Annotated in this window: 21 protein-coding genes; 12 read left to right on the forward strand and 9 right to left on the reverse strand. The window is 61.8% G+C overall.

Going from position 1 to position 20,515, the window contains the following annotated elements:
* Positions 1 to 8 precede the first annotated feature (8 nt).
* From cueR to BVG12_RS04215, 8 genes are all read right to left on the reverse strand, one after another.
* On the reverse strand, positions 9 to 410 hold the full coding sequence (cueR, locus tag BVG12_RS04175; RefSeq protein ID WP_075791311.1) for a Cu(I)-responsive transcriptional regulator: 402 nt from the start codon (positions 408 to 410) through the stop codon (positions 9 to 11).
* Positions 407 to 2,830, reverse strand: a complete 2,424-nt coding sequence (locus BVG12_RS04180) for a heavy metal translocating P-type ATPase (protein WP_075791312.1) — start codon at positions 2,828 to 2,830, stop codon at positions 407 to 409. The genes cueR and BVG12_RS04180 overlap by 4 nt, the downstream gene beginning before the upstream one ends.
* Positions 2,831 to 2,932: 102 nt before the next feature.
* Entirely contained in the window at positions 2,933 to 4,279 is a 1,347-nt protein-coding gene (locus BVG12_RS04185) for a dihydrolipoyl dehydrogenase family protein (RefSeq protein WP_075791313.1), read from the reverse strand.
* Positions 4,276 to 5,079: an SDR family NAD(P)-dependent oxidoreductase gene (locus tag BVG12_RS04190; protein ID WP_075791314.1), complete on the reverse strand. Its 804-nt coding sequence runs from the start codon at positions 5,077 to 5,079 to the stop codon at positions 4,276 to 4,278. Before BVG12_RS04190 ends, BVG12_RS04185 begins: the two co-directional genes overlap by 4 nt.
* An 8-nt stretch (positions 5,080 to 5,087) precedes the next feature.
* Positions 5,088 to 5,843: a glycoside hydrolase family 1 protein gene (locus BVG12_RS04195; RefSeq protein ID WP_156895538.1), complete on the reverse strand. Its 756-nt coding sequence runs from the start codon at positions 5,841 to 5,843 to the stop codon at positions 5,088 to 5,090.
* A gap of 36 nt (positions 5,844 to 5,879) precedes the next feature.
* Positions 5,880 to 6,976 (reverse strand): IS3 family transposase gene (locus BVG12_RS04200; RefSeq protein WP_156895539.1). Its coding sequence is split into 2 segments (ribosomal slippage): positions 5,880 to 6,724 and positions 6,724 to 6,976, totalling 1,098 coding nucleotides; the frame shifts between segments, so codons are not numbered across the junction.
* 39 nt (positions 6,977 to 7,015) lie between these two features.
* On the reverse strand, positions 7,016 to 7,579 hold the full coding sequence (locus BVG12_RS04210; RefSeq protein WP_075791318.1) for a family 1 glycosylhydrolase: 564 nt from the start codon (positions 7,577 to 7,579) through the stop codon (positions 7,016 to 7,018).
* A gap of 21 nt (positions 7,580 to 7,600) precedes the next feature.
* Positions 7,601 to 8,299 (reverse strand): haloacid dehalogenase type II, encoded by a 699-nt coding sequence (locus tag BVG12_RS04215; RefSeq protein WP_075791319.1) that lies wholly within the window; start codon positions 8,297 to 8,299, stop codon positions 7,601 to 7,603.
* A 282-nt stretch (positions 8,300 to 8,581) separates the two neighbouring features.
* Between BVG12_RS04215 and BVG12_RS04220 the strand changes: the two genes are divergently transcribed.
* From BVG12_RS04220 to BVG12_RS04275, 12 genes are all read left to right on the forward strand, one after another.
* Positions 8,582 to 9,424: an AraC family transcriptional regulator gene (locus BVG12_RS04220; RefSeq protein ID WP_075791320.1), complete on the forward strand. Its 843-nt coding sequence runs from the start codon at positions 8,582 to 8,584 to the stop codon at positions 9,422 to 9,424.
* 139 nt (positions 9,425 to 9,563) lie between these two features.
* Positions 9,564 to 10,130: a carboxymuconolactone decarboxylase family protein gene (locus tag BVG12_RS04225; protein WP_075791321.1), complete on the forward strand. Its 567-nt coding sequence runs from the start codon at positions 9,564 to 9,566 to the stop codon at positions 10,128 to 10,130.
* Positions 10,131 to 10,224: 94 nt separating this feature from the next.
* The gene (locus BVG12_RS04230; RefSeq protein ID WP_075791322.1) at positions 10,225 to 10,836 is read left to right on the forward strand and encodes a sigma-70 family RNA polymerase sigma factor; all 612 of its coding nucleotides are present in this window, start codon (positions 10,225 to 10,227) and stop codon (positions 10,834 to 10,836) included.
* Positions 10,833 to 11,024, forward strand: coding sequence for a zf-HC2 domain-containing protein (locus BVG12_RS04235; protein ID WP_075791323.1), 192 nt, complete (start codon positions 10,833 to 10,835; stop codon positions 11,022 to 11,024). Before BVG12_RS04230 ends, BVG12_RS04235 begins: the two co-directional genes overlap by 4 nt.
* A 15-nt stretch (positions 11,025 to 11,039) precedes the next feature.
* Positions 11,040 to 11,885 (forward strand): S-methyl-5'-thioadenosine phosphorylase, encoded by an 846-nt coding sequence (mtnP, locus tag BVG12_RS04240; RefSeq protein WP_075791324.1) that lies wholly within the window; start codon positions 11,040 to 11,042, stop codon positions 11,883 to 11,885.
* A 93-nt stretch (positions 11,886 to 11,978) separates the two neighbouring features.
* Positions 11,979 to 12,944 carry an arsenosugar biosynthesis radical SAM (seleno)protein ArsS gene (gene arsS, locus BVG12_RS04245; protein WP_075791325.1) on the forward strand — a complete coding sequence of 322 codons (966 nt, stop codon included), beginning with the start codon at positions 11,979 to 11,981 and terminating at the stop codon, positions 12,942 to 12,944.
* Between the two features lie 27 nt (positions 12,945 to 12,971).
* Entirely contained in the window at positions 12,972 to 15,152 is a 2,181-nt protein-coding gene (locus BVG12_RS04250) for a dihydrolipoyl dehydrogenase family protein (protein ID WP_075791326.1), read from the forward strand.
* Positions 15,149 to 15,823 carry a TIGR04283 family arsenosugar biosynthesis glycosyltransferase gene (locus BVG12_RS04255; RefSeq protein ID WP_075791327.1) on the forward strand — a complete coding sequence of 225 codons (675 nt, stop codon included), beginning with the start codon at positions 15,149 to 15,151 and terminating at the stop codon, positions 15,821 to 15,823. The genes BVG12_RS04250 and BVG12_RS04255 overlap by 4 nt, the downstream gene beginning before the upstream one ends.
* The gene (locus BVG12_RS04260; RefSeq protein WP_075791328.1) at positions 15,820 to 16,434 is read left to right on the forward strand and encodes a TIGR04282 family arsenosugar biosynthesis glycosyltransferase; all 615 of its coding nucleotides are present in this window, start codon (positions 15,820 to 15,822) and stop codon (positions 16,432 to 16,434) included. Before BVG12_RS04255 ends, BVG12_RS04260 begins: the two co-directional genes overlap by 4 nt.
* Positions 16,435 to 16,439: 5 nt before the next feature.
* Positions 16,440 to 17,159, forward strand: a complete 720-nt coding sequence (locus tag BVG12_RS04265; RefSeq protein WP_169926794.1) for a DUF3047 domain-containing protein — start codon at positions 16,440 to 16,442, stop codon at positions 17,157 to 17,159.
* A gap of 76 nt (positions 17,160 to 17,235) precedes the next feature.
* Positions 17,236 to 18,273: a methyltransferase domain-containing protein gene (locus BVG12_RS04270; protein ID WP_075791330.1), complete on the forward strand. Its 1,038-nt coding sequence runs from the start codon at positions 17,236 to 17,238 to the stop codon at positions 18,271 to 18,273.
* A 19-nt stretch (positions 18,274 to 18,292) separates the two neighbouring features.
* The gene (locus BVG12_RS04275) at positions 18,293 to 19,363 is read left to right on the forward strand and encodes an inorganic phosphate transporter (RefSeq protein ID WP_075791331.1); all 1,071 of its coding nucleotides are present in this window, start codon (positions 18,293 to 18,295) and stop codon (positions 19,361 to 19,363) included.
* Between the two features lie 678 nt (positions 19,364 to 20,041).
* Here the strand turns inward: BVG12_RS04275 and BVG12_RS04280 are convergent.
* Positions 20,042 to 20,455 (reverse strand): MFS transporter, encoded by a 414-nt coding sequence (locus tag BVG12_RS04280; RefSeq protein ID WP_075791332.1) that lies wholly within the window; start codon positions 20,453 to 20,455, stop codon positions 20,042 to 20,044.
* Positions 20,456 to 20,515: the final 60 nt, after the last annotated feature.

Genomic DNA, 20,515 nt, shown 5'->3' on the forward strand with positions numbered 1-20,515 from the left:
TCAAGCACCTATGCGCCGATCCCGGTGAGCGCAAGCTCGTCGAGAATCGGACATTCCGGGCGCTCGTTTCCTCCGCAGGTATCGGCGAGGTGCTGCAATTGATTTCGAATGGATTGCAGCCTCGCGATATCCGCGTCGAGCTCGGCAATATATTGGCGAGCCAGGGTCCGCACTTCCGAACTTCGTCGCCCACGGTCTTCCCATAGTTCGAGCAGCGTTTTGATACGCTCGATCGAAAATCCCAGCTCGCGTGCGCGCTTGATGAAGCGCAGCGTCTGCACGTCGACCCGGTCATACTGTCGGTATCCGGATCCGGTCCGGCTGGCGGCGCTAATCAATTCGATGCTTTCGTAGTACCGGATCATCTTTGCCGTCACGCCAGACGCTTCTGCTGCCTGTCCAATATTCACGACTGTCCTCCGTCCGCGTTTTCCGGCTTCCAGCGACGCAGCAGCAAGGCATTCGACACCACGCTGACGCTGCTGAAGGCCATCGCCGCACCCGCAATCACCGGATTCAGATAGCCGAGGGCCGCCAACGGAATCCCGATGACGTTGTAGAGGAACGCCCAGACAAGGTTCTGCTGGATCTTGCGGTAGGTCTTTTTCGAGATATCGATGGCGTCCGCCACCAGCGCCGGATCGCCACGCATCAAGGTAATGCCGGCGGTGTGCATGGCGACGTCCGTACCGGTGGACATCGCAATGCCGACGTCGGCTGCGGCGAGCGCCGGGGCGTCGTTGATACCATCCCCGACCATGGCCACTTTCCCGCCATGGCGTTTCAGCGAGGTCACGACGTTCGCTTTGTCGGCAGGAAGTACCTCGGCCTGGAAATCGCCGACACCGACGGCAGTGGCGACGGCCTGTGCGCTTCCCCGGTTGTCGCCTGTCAGCATCACCGAGTGCACGCCCATGTCTTCCAGGCGCGACACGGCTGCCTTCGCCGACGCCTTCAGCGTGTCGCCGAAGGCCAGCAACCCGGCAAGCCGGACACCGCTCCCGGTCTGGACCGCGAGCCAGGACACCGTCCGCCCCTGGTCTTCATGATTCCTGGCGACAGTTTCCATCGAAGTCACCGGAACACCGATTTCCTCCATCAGGCGCTTGTTCCCCAGGTAGACAGTGGTTCCCTGGACGTCGGCCTGGACGCCGCGGCCGGGCAGCGCCTTTGCAGCGGAGGCCGGGCGCAGTTCGGCCCCGATCGCCAACGCTGCAACTTCGACCGCTTTTGCGAGCGGGTGGTCACTGTACTGCTGAACGGCCCGGGCGAGCGCCAACAATTCGCTGTCTGGCCGGTCTGCCGCCTCGACCGCGACGACGGCCGGCTTGCCCTCGGTGAGCGTGCCGGTCTTGTCGAAGGCAACCGTCGTGACCGCATGAGCGGTTTCCAGCGCCTCGGCATCCTTGATGAGGATGCCATATTTTGCGGCCGCACCGGTACCGGCCATGATCGAAGTCGGCGTCGCCAGGCCAAGCGCGCACGGACAGGCGATGACCTGGACGGCAACCGCGTTCAGCAAGGCTTGCTGCCAGTCTCCCGTCCACAATCCCCAACCGAGCAGGGTCACCATCGAAATCAACAGGACGACGGGAACGAACACTGCGCTCACCTTGTCCACCAGGCGCTGGATGGGCGCCTTGACCGCTTGCGCATCTTCGACCAGCTTGATGATCTGCGAGAGCATGGTGGCCCCGCCCACCGCCGTGGCACGGAGCACGAGCAGGCCGTCGGCGTTCACCGCGCCTCCCGTCACCGGGTCGCCCACTGCCTTGGACACCGGCAGGCTCTCGCCCGTCAACAGCGACTCGTCCAGATGGCTATTTCCTTCGATGACGACGCCGTCGACCGGAACGCGGTCTCCCGGGCGGACGATCACCGTGTCGCCTACCCGGACGGTGGCGACCGGCACCTCGCTATCCCGGCCATCGCGGCGCACGATCGCCACGGTCGAACGCAGGGATTCCAGCGCACGCAAGGCGGTAACCGTCTGGTGCTTGGCCCGCGCTTCCAGCCATTTACCGAGCAGGATCAGCGTGATGACCACGGCGGACGATTCGAAATACAGGTGATGCGCAGCGCCATGGCCCGTCTGCATGACCAGCAGATACACCGACAGGCCATAGGCGGCGCTGGTTCCGATGGCAACGAGCAAGTCCATATTGCCCGATCCTGCCCGCAGCGCCTTCCAGCCAGCCTTGTAGAAGCGGGCACCAAGCCAGAACTGCACCGGCGTCGCCAGCAAGAGTTGCAGCCAACCGGGCAGCATCCAGTCGCTGCCGAACAGCATTCCGAGCATCGGCGCGACCAGCGGCACGCTGAGCAAGGCCGACACCGCCACCGGCCACCAGGTCGGCAGTCCCCTGGCGGCGGCGGGAACGGGTGCGCCTGCGACCACGACGTTCGCATCGTAGCCGGCTCTCTGGACGGCAGCGATAAGGACATCCACCGGCACCCCGCTCGCGCGAATCTGCGCCTTTTCGGTCGCGAGATTCACGCTCGCTTCGGTCACGCCCGGAACCTTTCCGAGGACCTTCTCCAGGCGCGCTACACAAGACGCGCAGGTCATGCCGGATATCGACAGGGAGATCTGCTCGCCCGGTACGTCATAACCGGCTTTTTCCACTGCTTGCGACAGGGCTTCGAAAGTCACGGTCGGCGCTGCATGCACGGTGGCCTTCTCGGTGGCCGGATTGACTGACGCACTCTCGACCCCGGGCACTGCATTGAGCGCTTTTTCCACGCGCGATACGCACGACGCGCAGGTCATGCCATCTACGTTGAAGCTCAGTTCAGCGGTGTCACTTTTTTCTTTAAAAGCAGTATCCATAAAACCTCCTGTCCATACCCCCAAGATAAAGCTTACAGCGATGGGAAGGTCAAGGGGAATTTGCGCTGCCCGTGATGCACTGAATGGCGTAGATCGGCCCGGCTACAACATGGAAGCGATGTCGGACGCACCCGTCGGATACGCAAACATGGTCGCCTTGAGTTGGTCGGCAGTCAGATCATGGCGGATCGCCAGGGAAAACAGATTGATCAGCTCATCTGCGTGTGGCCCTACGAGATGCGCTCCCAGGATCTTGCCTGTGTCTTTCTCGACTAGTATCTTGTAGCCGTATACCTGTTGCGCCTCTGCACGCGCGCTGAACCAGGCTGACGCGTCCTGGCAGCGGATGTCGAAGGCCAGCTGCAATTCACTTGCCTGATGCCCGCTCAATCCAACCGAAGCGATCGGTGGAATGGTAAAGGCGACGCTCGGCACCGCCCGGTAGTCGGGCTTCCTGTGATTCCCCTTAAGGATATTATCGGCGACGACAGCACCGTCATGGGCGGCGACGGGCGTCAGCGGCGGCCCCATGCCGGCGGCGTCGCCCGCAGCGTACACGGCCGTATTCGACGCGCTCTGCAGGTATTCGTTCAGCTTCAGCCGTCCGTGATCGAGGTCGATCCCGGCCGCCTGAAGGTTCATGCTGTCGAAATCGGGGCGGCGTCCGGCGCCGTGCACCACGGCGTCGACCTCGAAAGTGACCGACCTCTCCTTGTGCAGGGCGTGTACCAGCAGGGCTCGGTCTTGCCGTTCGATTCCGATCACTTGGGTAGCGGTATGGATCGCGATCCCGGCCGCGTCGAAAGCGTCCCGCAGCCACCCGACCAGTTCGGCCGCAAAATGCTCGAGAATGTGTTCGCCCTCATGCACGATGGTCACCTGGGCACCGGCCCGCGCCGCGATGTGGGAAAGTTCTGCCGCGATATAGCCTCCGCCGACGATAAGCATGCGGCGCGGCAGGAGGTCCAGGGCGAGAACACTCTCGATCGTCAGGACCATATCTTCGCCAGGAATGCCCAGCGGGACAGGCTCCGCGCCAGCCGCGATCAGGATCCGGTCCGCATCGATCTGGCGGCCGTCGACATCCAGCGATCGTTCGCCGATGAAGCTGGCGTGGCCGTGAATTGTAGCTATCCCCTGCTTCGCGAACAGTTCTTCCTTAGCCTGCGGAACCGGATCCGTGAATGTGCGCTTGAACGCGAGCAGGTCCGCCCAGTCGAGGCAAGCCTGGCCCTGAATACCTTTGCCGGTGGCACGCCTGACGTGGTCGAGCGCACCCGCGGTGGCAACCATGACTTTTTTCGGGTCGCAACCCCGTAGCGCGCAGGTACCGCCCAAGCGCCGGACATCGATGACGGTGACGCGCAGCCCGGCCTTCGCCACCGCCAGCGCGCAGGTCGTCGCGGCGGTACCGCTACCGATGATCGCAAGATCGTAATGTGTCCTCATGGTGGATTGCCTCCATCCGGTAGGTCGCGCGGCTTGATCTGCGTGTGGCTACCGAGGATGGGCAAGCGTCCGCCGTCCGCAGTCACGACCGAACCGCTGATGAACGCGGCCCGCGCACTGACTAGGAACAGCGCGATTTCGGCAATTTCTTCCGGTGTAGCGACTTCGGACCTTTCCACCTGTTCAGTGCCCGCTTTCACCTGTGGGTTGTCGCGCAACATATCCGTATCGACTGCGCCCAGCCGCAGTGCATTTACGCGGATCCGGCGCGGAAAACACTCGAGCGCGAGCGCGCGGGTGAACGTCTCGAGACCGCCCTTGCTGGTCGAGTACGCGGTACTGCAGGCATCGGTTGCGATCGAGTGCACCGACGAGATATTCAGGATGGCGCCATGCGCGGGCATCGAGGGAATGGCATGCTTGGACAGCAGGAACGGACCGCGCAGGTTGACCGCCATGGTCAGGTCCCAGTCCTCGTCCTCCATGTCCACGAGCGACGCCATTTTCATGACCGCGGCGTTATTGACGAGGATATGAATCTGGTGCCACTTCCCGACCACCGCCGCGATCGCATCGCGCACCTGCGTGCTATCGCTGACGTCGGCATGGAGGTACATGCACTCCGCGATGGCGTGCCGCTTGGCCAGATCCTGCAACTCGGCCTCGACTCTCCTGCCTTCGTCGTCGGCGTGGCCAAGCACGGCAACCTTCGCACCCTCCTGGACCAGACGAGTGGCTATCGCCTTGCCGATACCCGAGCTCCCCCCAGTCACGATCGCTACCCGATCCTGCAGTTCCATTCCCCCTCCTATCGCAGGCAATACAGGCCGTTACCGACCTTGCCCGACCATGCCTGAACCAAGTCACGATAGGCCTTCCCGACCGGTCGGATTTTCCGGTCGAGGTCGAACAGCCCGTAGTGATTGACCCTTTGATTGACTTCCGCGAGCGCGCTGTCCCAATCGACCTGGTCGAGCAGGCTGTACCACGTGAACCCGAGGATGGGCACGCCGTCCTGCTTCAACCTGAGCAGGTTCGACCATTGCTGTTCGAGCCATCGGCGCGGGTCCTTCTCCGCACTTCCCGCGTCGCGGTTATTGGTTTCCGTGTGCATCACCGGAAGCCGGTAACGGTCGTAATACTGCTTGGTGATGACGTAATAACCGAACATCTCGCAGATATACGTCTGCCCATCGGGATACACGATGTGCTCATTCGTCGCGTAGTAGTCATTCCCCATGATGCACAGCGATTTCACGTTGCGCTCAAGGAAAAAATGATACTCCTCGCGGGTCATGCCGTTATCCATCAGGTATTCGTACATCGTCGCGCAGACATCAAACCCGTAATTCAGGTCGAGCGCCAGGAAACGCAGCTGGTTCAGGTGGGACGCCAGTTTCATCGCTTCGGGGCCGACCGGGTGAAAATATTCGGACGACTCGCTCTGGACGAACTTGGCGCCAGGGTTCTGACTGGCGATCGCTTCGGTTGATCCGCTTGGATTCCCTGGACACTTTGAAGACAAAATTTTGGTCTGTTTGATCCGCTTGGATTCCCTGGACACTTTGAAGACAAAATTTTGGTCTGTTGAGATCCGTTTTTATGCACCTCCAGCCCCGGTCTCCCGGGCGAAAGCGGCCGGTGTCAGGTTTTTGAGAGCTGTGTGAGGACGGCTCTCATTGTAGTCCCGGCGCCAGGCTTCCACGACGGCCTGAGTCTCGGTCAGTGAAGCGAACCAATGAATGTTCAGGCATTCGTCGCGTAGCGATCCATTGAATGTCTCGATGAAACAGTTATCGGTTGGCTTGCCGGGCCGGCTGAAGTCGATTTTCGTCTGGTGGTGGTACGCCCATAGGTCGAGCAATTGTCCCGAGAACTCGCTGCCGTTGTCGACGAACAGACATTTCGGTGCCGGACGTCTTTCGGCAATGCGGTTAAGCGCCGCGACGACATCGTCGCCGCGCAGGCGATGACCGACGACGATCGCCAGCGATTCCCGACTGTAGATATCGATGATCGTCAGCAGCCGGATCTTTGTCCCGTCGGCCAATTGGTCGGCTACGAAGTCCATGCTCCAGGCGTCGTTGATGTGGAGCGCCTGCATGCGCGCCTGCCGGAGCATGGTCGTCTTGCTGCGCTTTTTGCGCCAGGACCGCAGTTGCAGCTCTTCAAGGCGATACCAGCGATAGGTCTGGTTGACACCAAGCTGGAAACCTTCGCGCTTCAGGAGGATGTGCAGGCGCCGGTAGCCCCACCTCAGGCGCACCTGTGCCAGCTCTTTCAAACGCTGCCGCAACGGCAGCTTCGGATCCTTCCGACTGTGCAGGTATTGTGTGCTGCGCACCTGTTTCATCAGTCTGCAGGCCCGCGCTAGCTTCAGGCCGTAGTGGCTCACGATGTACTTCACCACTTCCCTTTTCAGCGCGGGCCGTTCCACTTTTTTGAGGCGACGTCCTGCAGGATCGCCTTGTCCAGGCTCAGCTCGGCGACCAGCTTTTTCAACCGCGCGTTTTCTTCCTGCAGGATCTTCAGCTCGCGCACACCTTCGACCTGCATGCCCGCGTACTGCTTCTTCCAGCGATAGAACGTCTGCTCCGAAATGCCAAGCTGGCGCACGATATCACCTACTGCCATCCCCAGCTCTGCCTGCCGGAGAATCGAGACAATCTGCTCTGCTGAGTACCGTTTCCGTTTCATGGCCGCACTCCTTCTCGAAGGAAAAAGTTGGACCAAAACTCATCCAGGAAGTTGTCCAGTTTTGCCGGGGCAGATCACGGTCGCCAGAATGTTCGCCTTGACCAGGTGCTTGGTTGCGGTGACAAATGCGCGGTCCGACGCAAGCCGCTCGTTCCACAATCCGAGCTGGGCGGAAAATTTTGCGGCGACGTACATTTCGTTGACCGGCGTGTAGAACTCGACCCAGGGAAAACGTTGGGCAAACGCCTGTGCGTACTCGGCAAAGAAGGCCGGCAACTCTGGGTTCTGGAAACTCCCGAGCCAGTCAGGCACGCCAAAATGGCAGAGATCGACGATCGGCCTGATGCCCAGACGGCGTATTTCGTCGAATACCTGGTCGGTAAATTCCCAGTCGTAGCGCCCTGGTCCGGCATGTACACGGTAGTAAGGCGCCCCATAGCGCAGCACCTTGATCCCTAGCGTATCGAGCAATTGCAGATCGGTGCGCCAGTGCTGGTAGTGCCCGGTCAACTCCATTTCGTCGACGCGGTGCAGGCGACCGTCGGGCAAGGCGATTACCGGGTAACTGTTCTCGATCCCGGTGGCGAACAGGAAATCCTCCATGACGACCCCGATCCGGACCGTTCAAGTGGCCGCAGGCGCGGCGCCCAGCCTTCTTGCCAGGTCGCCCAGGTCGAGGGCTTCGATCTCGGGCGTCGGCGCGGGCGAAAAGGTCTGCACACCGACCCTGGCCAGGAAAGCTGCCCGCATACTGGCCCAAGCGGCGCCCGCGACGTCCCAGGGGTGCGCGGCCACGAGCATGCAGTCGGCCGGCTGCACCTGCATCTGTTCGGCGGCCCAGAGGTACACGTCCCTGTGGGGCTTGTACTTCTTGACCGTTTCCACGCTGAGCTGACGTTCGAAGAACCCTGCTATCCCCGCGCTATCGAGTTGGGCCTTCGAGCCCTCGCACGTCGAGTTGGTCAGGGTCGCCATCCGAAAACCCGCACCGCGCAACGCGGCAAGGGCTGCCGGTACATCGGCGTGCGCCGGTGCGCTCTTCATGGGTTCGAGGGCTTTGCTGGCATCCTCGTCGCTGAGCATGACGTCACGATTCCTGGCCATCATCTGCAGCACCGCGGCACCAATCTCGGGAAAGGGACGGTATTGGCCGCTCACGGTCAGCACCAGCGAATAGTGGAGCATATTGCTGAACCATAGTTTGGCAGCATTATTTTCCAACAGCACCTTATTCACGCTTTCTTCCACGGATGCGAGATTCAGCAAGGTTTCATTCACGTCGAACAGCAGAACTTTCGGGGCACTGATCGGTGGTACGCTCATCGTTTTTCTCCACGGCGCTAATTAATCGGATGATCCCGGGTCAGCTCATGATAGGGCGAGCCGAAAAACCGACGAGCACGGATCGCGTTCCGACCCGCCAAGTTCTCTAGGCCGGGTGTGCACCAGCCGACAAACAGGACATCGACTTTGATATTGAGTAGTCGGACTGACAGGGCGTTCCTTACATCCATCGCGGAAAATTTCTGCGTCAATTTATAATCACGCCGGTTTTAAGTAAAACCTTACAGACGCCGATCTGGTCGATATGTGTTATCTGAGGTCATGGACAATTTATCGCTGCTGCTGAACCGCTTCACCCTGAGTGCCGGTATCTTTTATACGGGAAACATCTGCGGCATGCACGACTTCCCGGAAGACGCGATGGAAGGACATTTGCATCTCGTCAAGCGGGGCCCGGTCGAGGTGACTGGCCTGCAGAAGGACGTGCTTCACATTACCAATCCGAGCTTGATGTTCCTCGCGAGACCGAAGGCCCACCGCCTGGTTGCCGACGAGCGCAACGGCGCGGATGTCATATGCGGTTCGGTTCGGTTCGGGGGTGGCGGAAGCAATCCGATTTCTGATTCGCTTCCGGACACGGTTTTGGTGACGCTCGCCAGCCTTCCCGGCGTGGAGGCCTTGTTGCAGCTTATGCTAGACGAAGCATTCTCCAGCCTGTATGGCGGCCAGGCTGCACTCGACCGGTTGTGCGAAGTCCTGATGATCCGCCTGCTCCGGCACTGCGTCGCGAGCGGCCTGACGCAGGGGGGGACGCTTGCGGGGCTGGCGGACGAGCGCCTGGCAAAAGCCCTGCTCGCAATCCACGAGGATCCGGCACGTGACTGGCAGCTTGCGGACATGGCAGCGCTGGCCGGCATGTCGCGCGCCCGCTTCGCCCTGCATTTCCGTGATACCGTCGGCACGCCCCCTGCAAGCTATCTTGCGTCGTGGCGGATCATGGCAGCGCAGCGGCTCTTGCGGCAGGGCTTGCAGCCAAAGCAGGTCGCCTATGACGTCGGTTATGGCAGCGCCAGCGCACTGAGCCGCGCCTTTGTTCGCCAGTTGGGCTGTCCTCCTTTGGAATGGCTGAATGGAACAGCAGGCGTAGAGATGAGCGAGACGTAGGCTGCGAGACGCCGGGACAGCGAAACGAGACGCCCGGTTCCCACCGACAATGAGGCGTGTTTAAGATTGCCACTCACGTAATGAGGCTGCGGGATCTTCCCGGCGGCACCAGCTCATTCGCTTATCAGGAGCAACGTTCATGGCAAACAAAATCATTCATCACATCCCCCCGGTCGATCACGCGACGGCCCAGGGCAAGCAAAAAGAGGTTCTGGACGTCGCGCTCAAGCAGGTCGGGTTCATTCCCAACATGTATGCCAACATGGCCAATGCACCCGGCGTACTGAGCACCTACCTGCACGGCTACGATTTGTTCCGCAAGGAGTCCGGACTATCACCGGCTGAGCAGGAAGTGGTATTCTTATCGATTAGCCAATATAATGGCTGCACCTACTGCACCGCGGCGCACAGCATGATCGCGGACAAGATGTCGCATGTACCGAAAGACGTCCTCCAGGCCATTCGTGCACGAGAACCCATCCCCGATGCCAAGCTCGCCGTGCTGGCAGCCATGGCGGTGGAGATGGTCGCAAAGCACGGCCAGCCTTCCCCCGACGTCGTCAAGCGCTTCCTCGACGCCGGCTACCGGGAGCGGGATCTGCTGTACATCGTGCTTGCGGCTGCCGTAAAAACGCTCAGCAACTACAGCAACCAGGCCTTCGGTACCGAGCTTGACGAGGCTTTTTCCGCCTATAGGGTGGGCTGACAGGATAGGCATACGAGGCGGGCCAGTGTGAGCCGTCACGCTCGCCTTCTGCCGGACACTTGGTGTAACGATCATCGAAAGATACCCGCCCCTTATGGCATCGACAATTTCTGGCCCCACTTCCGACGACCACGTTCCCCTGTGGGACGATGCCGGCCTGACGCAGCTGCGCCGCGATATGCTGCGTTTTGCCAGACTACAGCTCCGCAACCAGGAAATGGCCGAGGATGTGGTTCAGGAGGCTTTGGCGGCCGCATGTGCCGCCAGCGCACGGTTCGAGCACCGCGCCTCGGTCAAGACCTGGATGTTCACCATTCTGAAGAACAAGATCGTCGATTTGCTGCGCGACCGATGGCAAAAGAACCGGATCGACATCGGAGAGGCCTGCGACGAATCCGATCTCGACGTGCTGTTCAAGGCCAACGAACGTTGGCAGCGCGACGAACTGCCCTCGTCCTGGGGCGATCCGGAGCAAAGCTTTTCGAACCGGCAATTCTGGGATGTGTTCGAAGCCTGCATGCAGAACCTTCCCGATGCGACGGCGAGGGTATTCGCGATGCGTGAGTTTCTCGGCCTGGAGGCCGCCGACATTTGTAAGGAACTGGGCATCACCTCGTCTAATTGCTGGGTGATACTGCATCGTGCGCGGATGCAGTTGCGTATTTGCCTACAGCAGCGCTGGTTTGGAAAGGATGAGCTCACATGATGTCATGCAAACTGGCGACACATTTGTTGTCGCAACAACTGGATCGCAAGCTGAGCAGGCGCGAGACCATGTCACTGAATTTTCACTTGATGATGTGCAGGGGCTGCACCAACTTCAAGGAAAACATGGCCTTCTTGCGCGAGGCGTGCGAATTTGTCGCCGGCGAAGCCGCGATCGAGAAAATCTAGACGAAAGGTTCAATTATGCTGGCAATCATCGGCGGCACCGGCGTCTACCAACTCGACGGCATCGAAAGTTTGGAAACACTGCAGGTCACGACGCCGTTCGGGCCGCCCTCGTCCGCGATCCTGCGCGGGCGCTTCGGCCGGCACCCGGTCCTGTTTCTGGCTCGGCACGGCGAGCAACACCAACTCCTGCCCCATGAAGTGAACTATCGCGCGAACGTCTATGCGCTCAAGGCGCTTGGTGCGACGCAGATCGTCGGCATCTCCGCCGTCGGCAGCCTGCGCGAGGAGATCGCGCCCGGCGAGCTGGCGCTACCGGCCCAGTATTTCGACTGGACGCGCGGCCGCCGCGCTTCGACCTTTTTCGGAGAAGGCGTCGCCGCGCACGTGTCGACTGCCAACCCAGTGAGCGGTGAACTCGTCCGCTGGATAGCCGCGCACGCCCGGCGCCTCGGTATTTCGCTTCACACCGGCGCGACCTATGCCTGCGTCGAAGGGCCGCGCTTGGGTACCCGCGCCGAGAGCCAGTTCCTGCGTCAGGCGGGATGTGATCTCGTCGGCATGACGAACGTTCCGGAAGCCTTCCTCGCGCGCGAAGCCCAGATCTGCTACGCGACGATTGGCATCGCCACGGATTATGACTGCTGGATGGAGGATCCATCGAAGCACGTCACTGTCAGCGCCATTTTCACGCTGTACCGGGAAAGCCTAAAGAAAGTCAGGCTTCTGCTGGAATCGATGCTGGCCGACGAGCTGCCGGCGGAAGAACCGGAAATCCGCGGTGCGCTATCGCACGCCATGCTGACGCCGGAAGCGGCGCTGAGCGATGCGCACAAGGAGTGGCTGGAAGTCCTGAGGCGCTGAATGGGCGCTGTGCTTTTCTCTTTTCGTAATCCCGTGTAAGAAATTGGTGGCAGCTTTCGTCTAAGGATTACCCTTTGTTCAAGAGACAACGTCATGCATGCCACTCTACCCCTCCTGCGCGCAACGGACTTCCCTGCGCTTCGCCGGAAAACTCTCGACGCCCTGCAGGTCAACCTCGGTTACCGATGCAACCAGACTTGCCAGCACTGTCATGTCAACGCCGGTCCAAACCGCAAGGAAATGATGGACGGCGACACCGTCGACCTGGTGCTGCAGGTGTTGCGTGCACGTCGTTTGAGTACGCTCGACCTGACCGGCGGGGCGCCGGAAATGAACGAACATTTCCGGCGCCTGGTGCGCGGCGCGCGTGGACTCGGCGTTCGCGTGATCGACCGTTGCAACCTGACGATCCTGTCGGAGCCCGGACATGAGGACCTCGCGGAATTCCTGGCCGGGCAGCAAGTTGAGGTGACCGCGTCTCTACCCTGCTATTCGCAGGCCAACGTCGACAAACAGCGCGGCGATGGTGTCTTCGAGCGCAGTATCGGCGCCTTGCAGCGCCTGAACTCCCTGGGCTACGCACGTGCGGGAAGCGGCCTGATTCTCAACCTGGTCTATAACCCCCAGGGTCCGGCCCTGCCGCCGGGGCAGCACCAACTGGAAGCCGATTACAAGCGCGAGCTCGACAGTCATTTCGGGATCGAATTCAACCAGCTCTTTGTACTCGCCAACATGCCAATCCAGCGCTTCGGCAGCATGCTGATCTCGAAGGGCCAGTTTTCGGCCTACATGCGCCTGCTCAAGGACAACTACAGCGCGGCGAACGTGGGCGCGGTGATGTGCCGCACCCTCGTCAGCGTCGACTGGCAGGGCTACCTGTACGACTGCGATTTCAACCAGATGCTGAACCTGCCGCTCCGGCTCGACGACAGCATGCGCCCGCATCTGCGCGACCTGCTCGGGCACGATGTCGACGGCCAGCCCATCGTCGTTGCCGACCATTGCTACGGATGCACGGCCGGCCAGGGCAGCAGCTGCGGCGGCGCCCTGGCTGCCTGAGCGGCCAAAGCTCGCAAGGACGCCACAATGAAAACAAACAGGATCGCCATCCTGCTGCTGATCGCCGCGGCCGTTGCCGCCTATTTCATCTTCGATCTTGGGCGCTATGCCAACCTTGGTTTCCTGAAATCCAGCCAGGACGCCTTACGCGCCAGCTACGATGCCCATCCCATGCAGAGCATCGCGGCCTTTGCCGCGCTCTACATCCTCGCCACTGCCCTTTCCGTACCCGGTGCAGCGCTCATGACGCTGGCTGGCGGGGCCATTTTCGGCCTCGGTCTGGGTGCACTGATTGTCTCGTTCGCCGCCAGCATCGGCGCTACCCTCGCCTTCCTGGCGTCACGCCATCTGCTGCGTGACTGGGTTCGGGCCCGCTTTGGGCGCAAACTCGATACGATCGACCACGGTGTCGAGCGCGACGGCCCATTCTACCTGTTCACGCTGCGGCTGGTTCCGCTGTTCCCTTTCTTCGCGATCAACCTGCTGATGGGGCTGACGCCGCTTCGCACCTGGACCTATTATTGGGTCAGCCAACTTGGCATGCTGCCCGGCACGCTCCTTTACGTCAACGCCGGCACCCAGCTCGCTCGCGTGAGAAGCGTGCACGACATCCTGTCGCCCACGCTGCTTGGCTCTCTGGTGCTGATCGGATTGCTCCCGCTCATGGCAAATAAGGTCTTGCAAGCATCGAAAGCACGCAAAATCTACCGGAAATGGACCAGGCCACGCAGCTTCGACCGCAACCTGGTCGTGATCGGTGCCGGCGCGGCCGGCCTGGTGACAGCCTATATCGCGGCGGCGGTCAAGGCCAGGGTAACGCTGGTCGAAAGCGGCAAGATGGGCGGTGACTGCCTCAATTACGGCTGCGTCCCTTCAAAAGCCCTGATCCGTTCGGCCCGGTTCGTGCACCAGGCCCGGCAGGCGCCCTCGCTCGGTATCGCCAGCGCCGATCTCGAGGTCGATTTTGCGGACATCATGGCCCGCGTACAGCGCGTCATCCGGACGATAGCACCGCACGATTCGGTCGAGCGCTACCAACAGCTGGGCGTCGATGTCATGCGCGGCCACGCCAGGATCGTTTCGCCATGGGAAGTCGAGATTGACGGCAAGGTGCTGACGACCCGCGCCATCGTCATTGCTACTGGCGCGCGTCCCATTGTGCCGCCCATCCCCGGTCTAGACGACGTCGGCTACCTGACCTCGGACACGCTGTGGACCTTGACCACGCTGCCAAAACGCCTTGTCGTGCTTGGGGGCGGCCCGATCGGCTGCGAACTGGCGCAGGCATTCGCTCGCCTCGGAAGCCAGGTAACGCAAGTCGAAAAATCCGCTCGCTTGCTCGCGAGGGAAGATCCGGAAGTATCCGCACTGGTCGAGCGGGCGCTGACAGCCGACGGTGTCACGGTATTGACCGGCTACCAGGCCGTGCGGTGCCAGCGCGAGCCGGATGGCGGCAAGACGCTGCTTGTCGAGCGCGCGGACAGTGAAGGCAAGGGCGAGACGGCGACCGCAATCGGTTTCGACGTCCTGCTCTGCGCCGTGGGCCGCGTCGCCCGCACCGAAGGTTTCGGGCTGGAAGAACTGGGAATCCCGACCACGCAGAAGAAGACGATCGAGACCGACGCCTGGCTGCAGACCCTCTTCCCCAACATTTATGCCTGCGGCGACGTCGCCGGTCCCTACCAGTTCACCCACACAGCCGCGCATCAGGCCTGGTACGCGGCCGTCAACGCCCTGTTTGGCGGCATCAAGCGATTCAAGAGCGACTACTCGGTCATCCCATGGTGCACGTTCACCGATCCGGAAGTCGCACGCGTCGGCCTATCGGAAACCGAGGCGAGGGAGCAGCAGGTGGAGTACGAAGTCACCCGCTTCGATCTCGCTGAACTCGACCGCGCCGTCGCCGAGGAAGCGCCGCGCGGCTTTGTGAAGGTACTCACGGTGCCGGGCAAGGACAAGATTCTCGGCGCCACCATCGTTGGCGAACACGCAGGCGACCTGATGGCCGAATACGTTCTGGCGATGAAGCACGGTATCGGCCTGAACAAGATCCTCGGCACCATCCACATCTATCCGACCCTGGCCGAAGCGAACAATTATGCGGCGGGCGAATGGAAACGCGCCCACGCCCCCCAGCGGCTGCTTGCTTGGGCCGCCCGCTTCCATGCCTGGCGCCGCCGGGCCAACATGTCGCTCGAGAACCCATGAAACTGTCAATTATCGTTCCTGTCCTCGACGAGGCGCGCCAGATGCCTGCCTTGCTCGAGTCCCTGGCCCCGTTCCGGTCAAGGAACGTCCAGGTGGTACTCGTCGACGGCGGCAGCGCTGATGGCTCGGCCGAACTGGCCGAGCGCGCCGGTTTTCATGTCGTCCGCTCGGCCAAGGGGCGCGCCCTGCAGATGAATGCCGGTGCCGCTGCCGCAAGTGGCGACGTATTTTTGTTCCTGCATGCCGACACGCGCCTGCCGGCCTGCGCCGACGCGCTCGTCCTTAAGGCCATCATGGCATCCACCCGAGCTTGGGGGCGCTTCGACGTGCAGATCGACGGGCGCCCGGCGATGCTCGCGTTGGTCGGCTTCATGATGAACTGGCGCTCGCGCCTGACAGGCGTCGCTACCGGCGACCAGGCCATGTTCGTCCGGCGCGACACATTCCGCGAAGTAGGCGGATTTCCGCTGCAACCGCTGATGGAAGACATCGAGCTGTCGCGCCGTCTGAAGCGCATTTCCACGCCGCTGTGCCTGCGCGCGTGCGTAAAGACCTCGGGGCTGCGCTGGGAAACGCGCGGCGTCTGGCCGACCATCCTCCTGATGTGCACTTTGCGCCTGCGCTACTGGCTCGGGGCGCCAGCCGAACGGCTCGCGAAGGCATACCGATGAATTCCTCATGTGCATTGATCGTGTTCGCCAAGGCGCCGATTCCCGGATACGCGAAGACCCGACTGGCGCGCGTCATCGGCAACGAAGCGGCGGCACGCCTGGCGGGACGCATGCTTGTCGAAACCGTCAACAATGCGGTCGCGGCCGATGTCGGTCCGGTCGAGCTGTGCTGTGCGCCTGACGAGAGCCATCCAGCCTTTCTCGGCGCAGCCGCCACGCACGGCCTTGCATTGACGCCGCAAGGGACCGGCGACCTCGGCGTTCGCATGCACCGGGCGCTGGAGCGTACACTGCGCGCGTATCCGCGCGCGCTGCTGATCGGCACGGACGCCCCCGGACTGGGCCCACAGCAGTTGCGCGATGCGGCGCGACTGCTGCGGTCGCACCAAGCGGTGTTCGGGCCCGCGGCCGACGGCGGCTACGTGCTGGTCGGGCTGTCGGCGCCCCATCCGGGCCTGTTCGAAGAAATTGAGTGGAGCACGCCACGCGTAATGGCGCAGACCCGCGAGCGTGCAGCCCAGCTTGGCCTCGCATTGGGCGAGCTGCCGACCCTGGCCGATGTCGACGAACCGGCAGACCTGATTCACGTTCCAAAGGAATGGTTGGAATGAACACAATGTACAAGAACATCATCGTTGCCATCGGATTGTCCGTCGCCTCCGCTGCGGGGGCGTCCGGACTGGCACTTCCCGCTTTCTCGACGATGGCCGTGGGTGGCGCAATCGATGGCTGGCAACTGGTCAGGCCGGCGCCGAAGGCGAACGATACCCGCTACAGCTTGACATCGGACGCGGGCGTCGCTGTCTTGAAGGCCGAGGCCGACCACTCGATGTCCGGCCTGATCCATTCGGTGCGCGTCGACGTTCGCCAGACGCCGCTGCTGCGCTGGCGCTGGAAAATCGGCGCGCCGGTCAGGACCGCCGACATGCGCCAGAAAAACGGCGACGACTACGCGGCGCGGATCTATGTACTGTTCGACTACCCAGCCGAGAAGCTGCCGTTCGGCACGCGCGCGAAGCTGAAGCTGGCTGAAACATTGTATGGCCAGAAAATCCCGACCGCGGCCCTCAACTACGTTTGGGATAACCGCTATCCAGTCGGCACCATCCAACCAAACGCCTACACCGACCGGGCTCGCATGGTCGTGGTCGAGACCGGCAGTGCACGGGCCGGGGAGTGGATAACGGAAACGCGCGACTTGGCGGCCGACTTTCGCGCCGCGTTCGGCGAAGAGGCGCCGGACGTCGTCGCCATCGCGCTGGCCACCGATACCGACAACACCGGCGAAAGCGCAGTTGCCTGGTACGGGGACATCGAGCTCTTGCCGCGCAAATAATTGTAAGAAAGGCCTCATGCCGTTCGTCTACGGCAGGTAAAGCAAAGCCGCTTCCACCCACCGGAGATTTTTCGTCATGCACGACCTTGTCCAGGACTATTATGGCCGCCAACTGCAAAGCTCGGCCGACCTGAAGACCACCGCCTGCTGCGACATCAGCCAGGTTCCAGCCTGGCTGAAGCCGCTTCTTGCGCGCATCCACCCGGAAGTCCTGTCGCGATATTACGGCTGTGGCCTGGTGTGCCCTCCCCTCTTGCGGGGTTGTCGCGTGCTCGACCTCGGTTGCGGTTCTGGACGCGACGTGTATGCGCTGGCCCAACTGGTGGGGCCCGAGGGCGAAGTGGTCGGTGTCGACATGACGAAGGCCCAGCTCGAGGTCGCCGAGCGCCACCATGCACATCAACATGCCGCGTTTGGCTTCGACAACGTACGGTTCATTCACGGCTATATCGAACGGCTCGACGAACTTGGCCTGGAGCCGGGCAGCTTCGATGTGATCGTGTCGAACTGTGTCGTGAATTTGTCGCCGGACAAGGATGCGGTGTTTGCCGGGGTGCACCGCTTACTCAAGCAGGGAGGCGAATTCTATTTCTCGGATGTGTACGCGGACCGGCGCGTGCCACCTGCAGTGCGTAACGATCCGGTGCTGTATGGCGAATGCCTCGGCGGCGCACTGTACTGGAACGATTTCCTGCGCCTGGCGCAGTCCCATGGTTTAGCCGACCCGCGCCTGGTCGACGACCGTCCATTGGCAGTGGCCGATAGCGAGCTGGCTGCGCGGACCGGCAATATCCGATTCTTTTCTGCTACCTACCGGCTGTTCAAGCTGGACGGGCTGGAAAGCGCGTGCGAGGACTATGGCCAAGCCGTCGTCTACCGCGGCGGCATCCCCGATTACGAGCACCGCTTCGTGCTCGACAAGCACCACGACATCGAAGCTGGCCGCGTATTTCCCGTCTGCGGCAACACTTGGCGCATGCTGCATGACACGCGCTTTCGCGCCCATTTCGATTTCATCGGCGACTTCAGCCGCCATCACGGCTTGTTCACGGGCTGCGGCGGAGGCCAGCCATTCGACGACAGTGTCGCAAGCACATCCGGCGCCTGCTGTTGAGAAATAAGGAGCCCGGACGATGGCAATCATATTGATGGTCGCGCTGTGTTTGGCTTTCTGGAACGGCGCAAACGATAATTTCAAGGGCTTCGCGACGGCGTGGGGCTCGGAAACCCTGAGCTATCGTAAGGCCCTCCTCATGGCGACGCTTGCCACCGTGGGTGGCAGCCTGATGTCGATGGTGTTGGCGCATGAGCTTGCGCAGCAATTTTCGGGCAAGGGCCTGCTGCCGGATGCCATCGTTAGTGGCCCGCGATTTCTGTTGAGTGTCGGTATCGGCGCCGCTCTCACGGTCGTGATTGCCACGCGCGCCGGCCTGCCGATTTCGACCACACATGCGCTGATCGGGGGCCTGGTCGGCGCAGGACTAGCCGCAAGTCCCAATCAAGTGCAATTCGGCAGGCTGTGGAATACGTTTCTGCTGCCCTTGCTGTTCAGCCCGATCGTCGCGGCCTTGATGGGCATGCTTGCGTACCGCCTTATACTTAGGCCGCTTCAACAGGAGTGCGTTTGCGTGCAAATGCCGCAGCCTGAACTGAGCACCACCGGTGAGGCCGCGCTTAGCGTAACGGAGTCTTTCCTGGTCATCGACAAGGAAGTCGTCTGCGATGCCCTGCCTGCGCCGGTGATCAGGTGGTCGATTGCTCGATTTCTCGATCACCTGCACAGCGCGTCGGCAGCACTGATCTGTTTCGCGCGCGGCGTCAACGACACGCCCAAGCTTGCCGCGCTGCTCATCGCAGCAAACCTGTCCGGCGTCCGGCTTTCCGTGACCGCGATCGCAATCGCCATGGCGGTCGGCGGCCTGCTGTTCGCCAGGCGCGTGGCCGAAACGATGAGCCGCCGCGTCACGCGCATGAACCATACGCAGGGAGTCGCTGCGAACCTGATCACCGCTGTCCTGGTGCTCGGCGCGAGCCAGTTGGGCTGGCCGGTTTCGACAACTCACGTCTCGGTGGGTTCCATCGCTGGCGTGGGCGCCGGGGCGCATACCCTGAATTGGGAGACGCTACGCAACATTCTTTTGTCGTGGATCGCAACGTTGCCGCTGGCTGCGGGGACGGCCTGGGTTGCAATGACCTTGTTTTAGCACGGATTAGCTGCTTGCTGTCTGAGCGCTGGGCGCTCTGGATGTAGCCTCCAGACGAGCTGTTCGCGCACTTCTTTTGCTAGCACCGCAATTCCCGCGTAACGGGATTGAGCGGGCTTGGCTGTGTGCGAACGTTCGCTAGATTGAATCCTAGCACCTATAATTGGAAGGCTGCATGAAGCTCGTGACGGTCGCACCCGCGATGCTGGCAACGCGTTTACGGCAGTAGCTTTCCGGATTACATGCGGAGCTTCTACGGTTCGCGGGAGGCGTCGGCACCCCGCGCTCTGCATGAGCGAATGTACGTCCTATCGTGGTTTGAAAGCTTGCGGTCTCGGTGGCGCTTAAGCCGCCGCTAGGTGCGTGCGCCCGCGAGAATTTTCCCAGCATTCCCTACTACAGCTGCATAGAAACACACTCTTCGTCTGAAAGCGCGGCGCAAGACATTATTCCCATAATGTCGAATCGGCGGCGCGACGTTAGTTTGCTTGTGGCCTGACTAGTCGGTATCGCTGCAGGGCGATCCATGCAACATGCCCTATCAGTCCATGACCGACGCCCGCAGATGACCTGCGCCGCGAGTCTCAGGCCAGGCAAGGGCTCCAGTCCGTCCGAGATAAGCTGCTGACCGTGGGACCCGCGCGCAAAATACCGCCGGGTCCTGCTCGCTGCCCGAGCTTAGCAGCAGGAAGAAGACGGCGCCGCCGATGTAGGCGGCAATCGCCTTATTCGGGCCCAGCGGTCCACCAGGCAGCCTACCACCAGCGTGCCGACGGTGCCGCCGAGCTGGAACAGTGCGGTGATGCTCGCTACACGCTCGATCGACAGGCCGGCGTCCATGATCAGGATTGGCAGCCAACCGGAGAGCAGGTAGGTGACCATCAGGCCCATGAAGTAAGTCGCCCACAGCGACAGGTTAATCCCGCGGAAAGCCCGCGTCAGCGGGGTCTGCGCCTTGGTCTTGCTTTGCACTTTCTGCTCGCTGACCGTGTAACGGGTAGCTGCGCTGAAGGGTTCGTCGACGCCGACCACGCGCGACAGGGTCTTGGCGATGCGCCTAGCTGGATAGTCGTTCACCACCAGGAAGCGCACTGATCCCGGCACGAAGGCCAGATAAAACGGGGGTGTACCAGATTCTGTGTAAACGATTCT

Origin of the sequence: Massilia putida, assembly GCF_001941825.1 — a bacterium.
Lineage (GTDB): Bacteria > Pseudomonadota > Gammaproteobacteria > Burkholderiales > Burkholderiaceae_D > Telluria > Telluria putida.

Coding starts and splice junctions, on each gene's coding strand:
- BVG12_RS04180 (WP_075791312.1), bottom strand. CDS start 2,830: ATGGATACTGCTTTTAAAGAAAAAAGTGACACCGCTGAACTGAGCTTC.
- BVG12_RS04185 (WP_075791313.1), bottom strand. CDS start 4,279: ATGAGGACACATTACGATCTTGCGATCATCGGTAGCGGTACCGCCGCG.
- BVG12_RS04190 (WP_075791314.1), bottom strand. CDS start 5,079: ATGGAACTGCAGGATCGGGTAGCGATCGTGACTGGGGGGAGCTCGGGT.
- BVG12_RS04210 (WP_075791318.1), bottom strand. CDS start 7,579: ATGGAGGATTTCCTGTTCGCCACCGGGATCGAGAACAGTTACCCGGTA.
- BVG12_RS04215 (WP_075791319.1), bottom strand. CDS start 8,299: ATGAGCGTACCACCGATCAGTGCCCCGAAAGTTCTGCTGTTCGACGTG.
- BVG12_RS04220 (WP_075791320.1), top strand. CDS start 8,582: ATGGACAATTTATCGCTGCTGCTGAACCGCTTCACCCTGAGTGCCGGT.
- BVG12_RS04225 (WP_075791321.1), top strand. CDS start 9,564: ATGGCAAACAAAATCATTCATCACATCCCCCCGGTCGATCACGCGACG.
- BVG12_RS04230 (WP_075791322.1), top strand. CDS start 10,225: ATGGCATCGACAATTTCTGGCCCCACTTCCGACGACCACGTTCCCCTG.
- BVG12_RS04235 (WP_075791323.1), top strand. CDS start 10,833: ATGATGTCATGCAAACTGGCGACACATTTGTTGTCGCAACAACTGGAT.
- mtnP (WP_075791324.1), top strand. CDS start 11,040: ATGCTGGCAATCATCGGCGGCACCGGCGTCTACCAACTCGACGGCATC.
- arsS (WP_075791325.1), top strand. CDS start 11,979: ATGCATGCCACTCTACCCCTCCTGCGCGCAACGGACTTCCCTGCGCTT.
- BVG12_RS04250 (WP_075791326.1), top strand. CDS start 12,972: ATGAAAACAAACAGGATCGCCATCCTGCTGCTGATCGCCGCGGCCGTT.
- BVG12_RS04255 (WP_075791327.1), top strand. CDS start 15,149: ATGAAACTGTCAATTATCGTTCCTGTCCTCGACGAGGCGCGCCAGATG.
- BVG12_RS04260 (WP_075791328.1), top strand. CDS start 15,820: ATGAATTCCTCATGTGCATTGATCGTGTTCGCCAAGGCGCCGATTCCC.
- BVG12_RS04265 (WP_169926794.1), top strand. CDS start 16,440: ATGTACAAGAACATCATCGTTGCCATCGGATTGTCCGTCGCCTCCGCT.
- BVG12_RS04270 (WP_075791330.1), top strand. CDS start 17,236: ATGCACGACCTTGTCCAGGACTATTATGGCCGCCAACTGCAAAGCTCG.
- BVG12_RS04275 (WP_075791331.1), top strand. CDS start 18,293: ATGGCAATCATATTGATGGTCGCGCTGTGTTTGGCTTTCTGGAACGGC.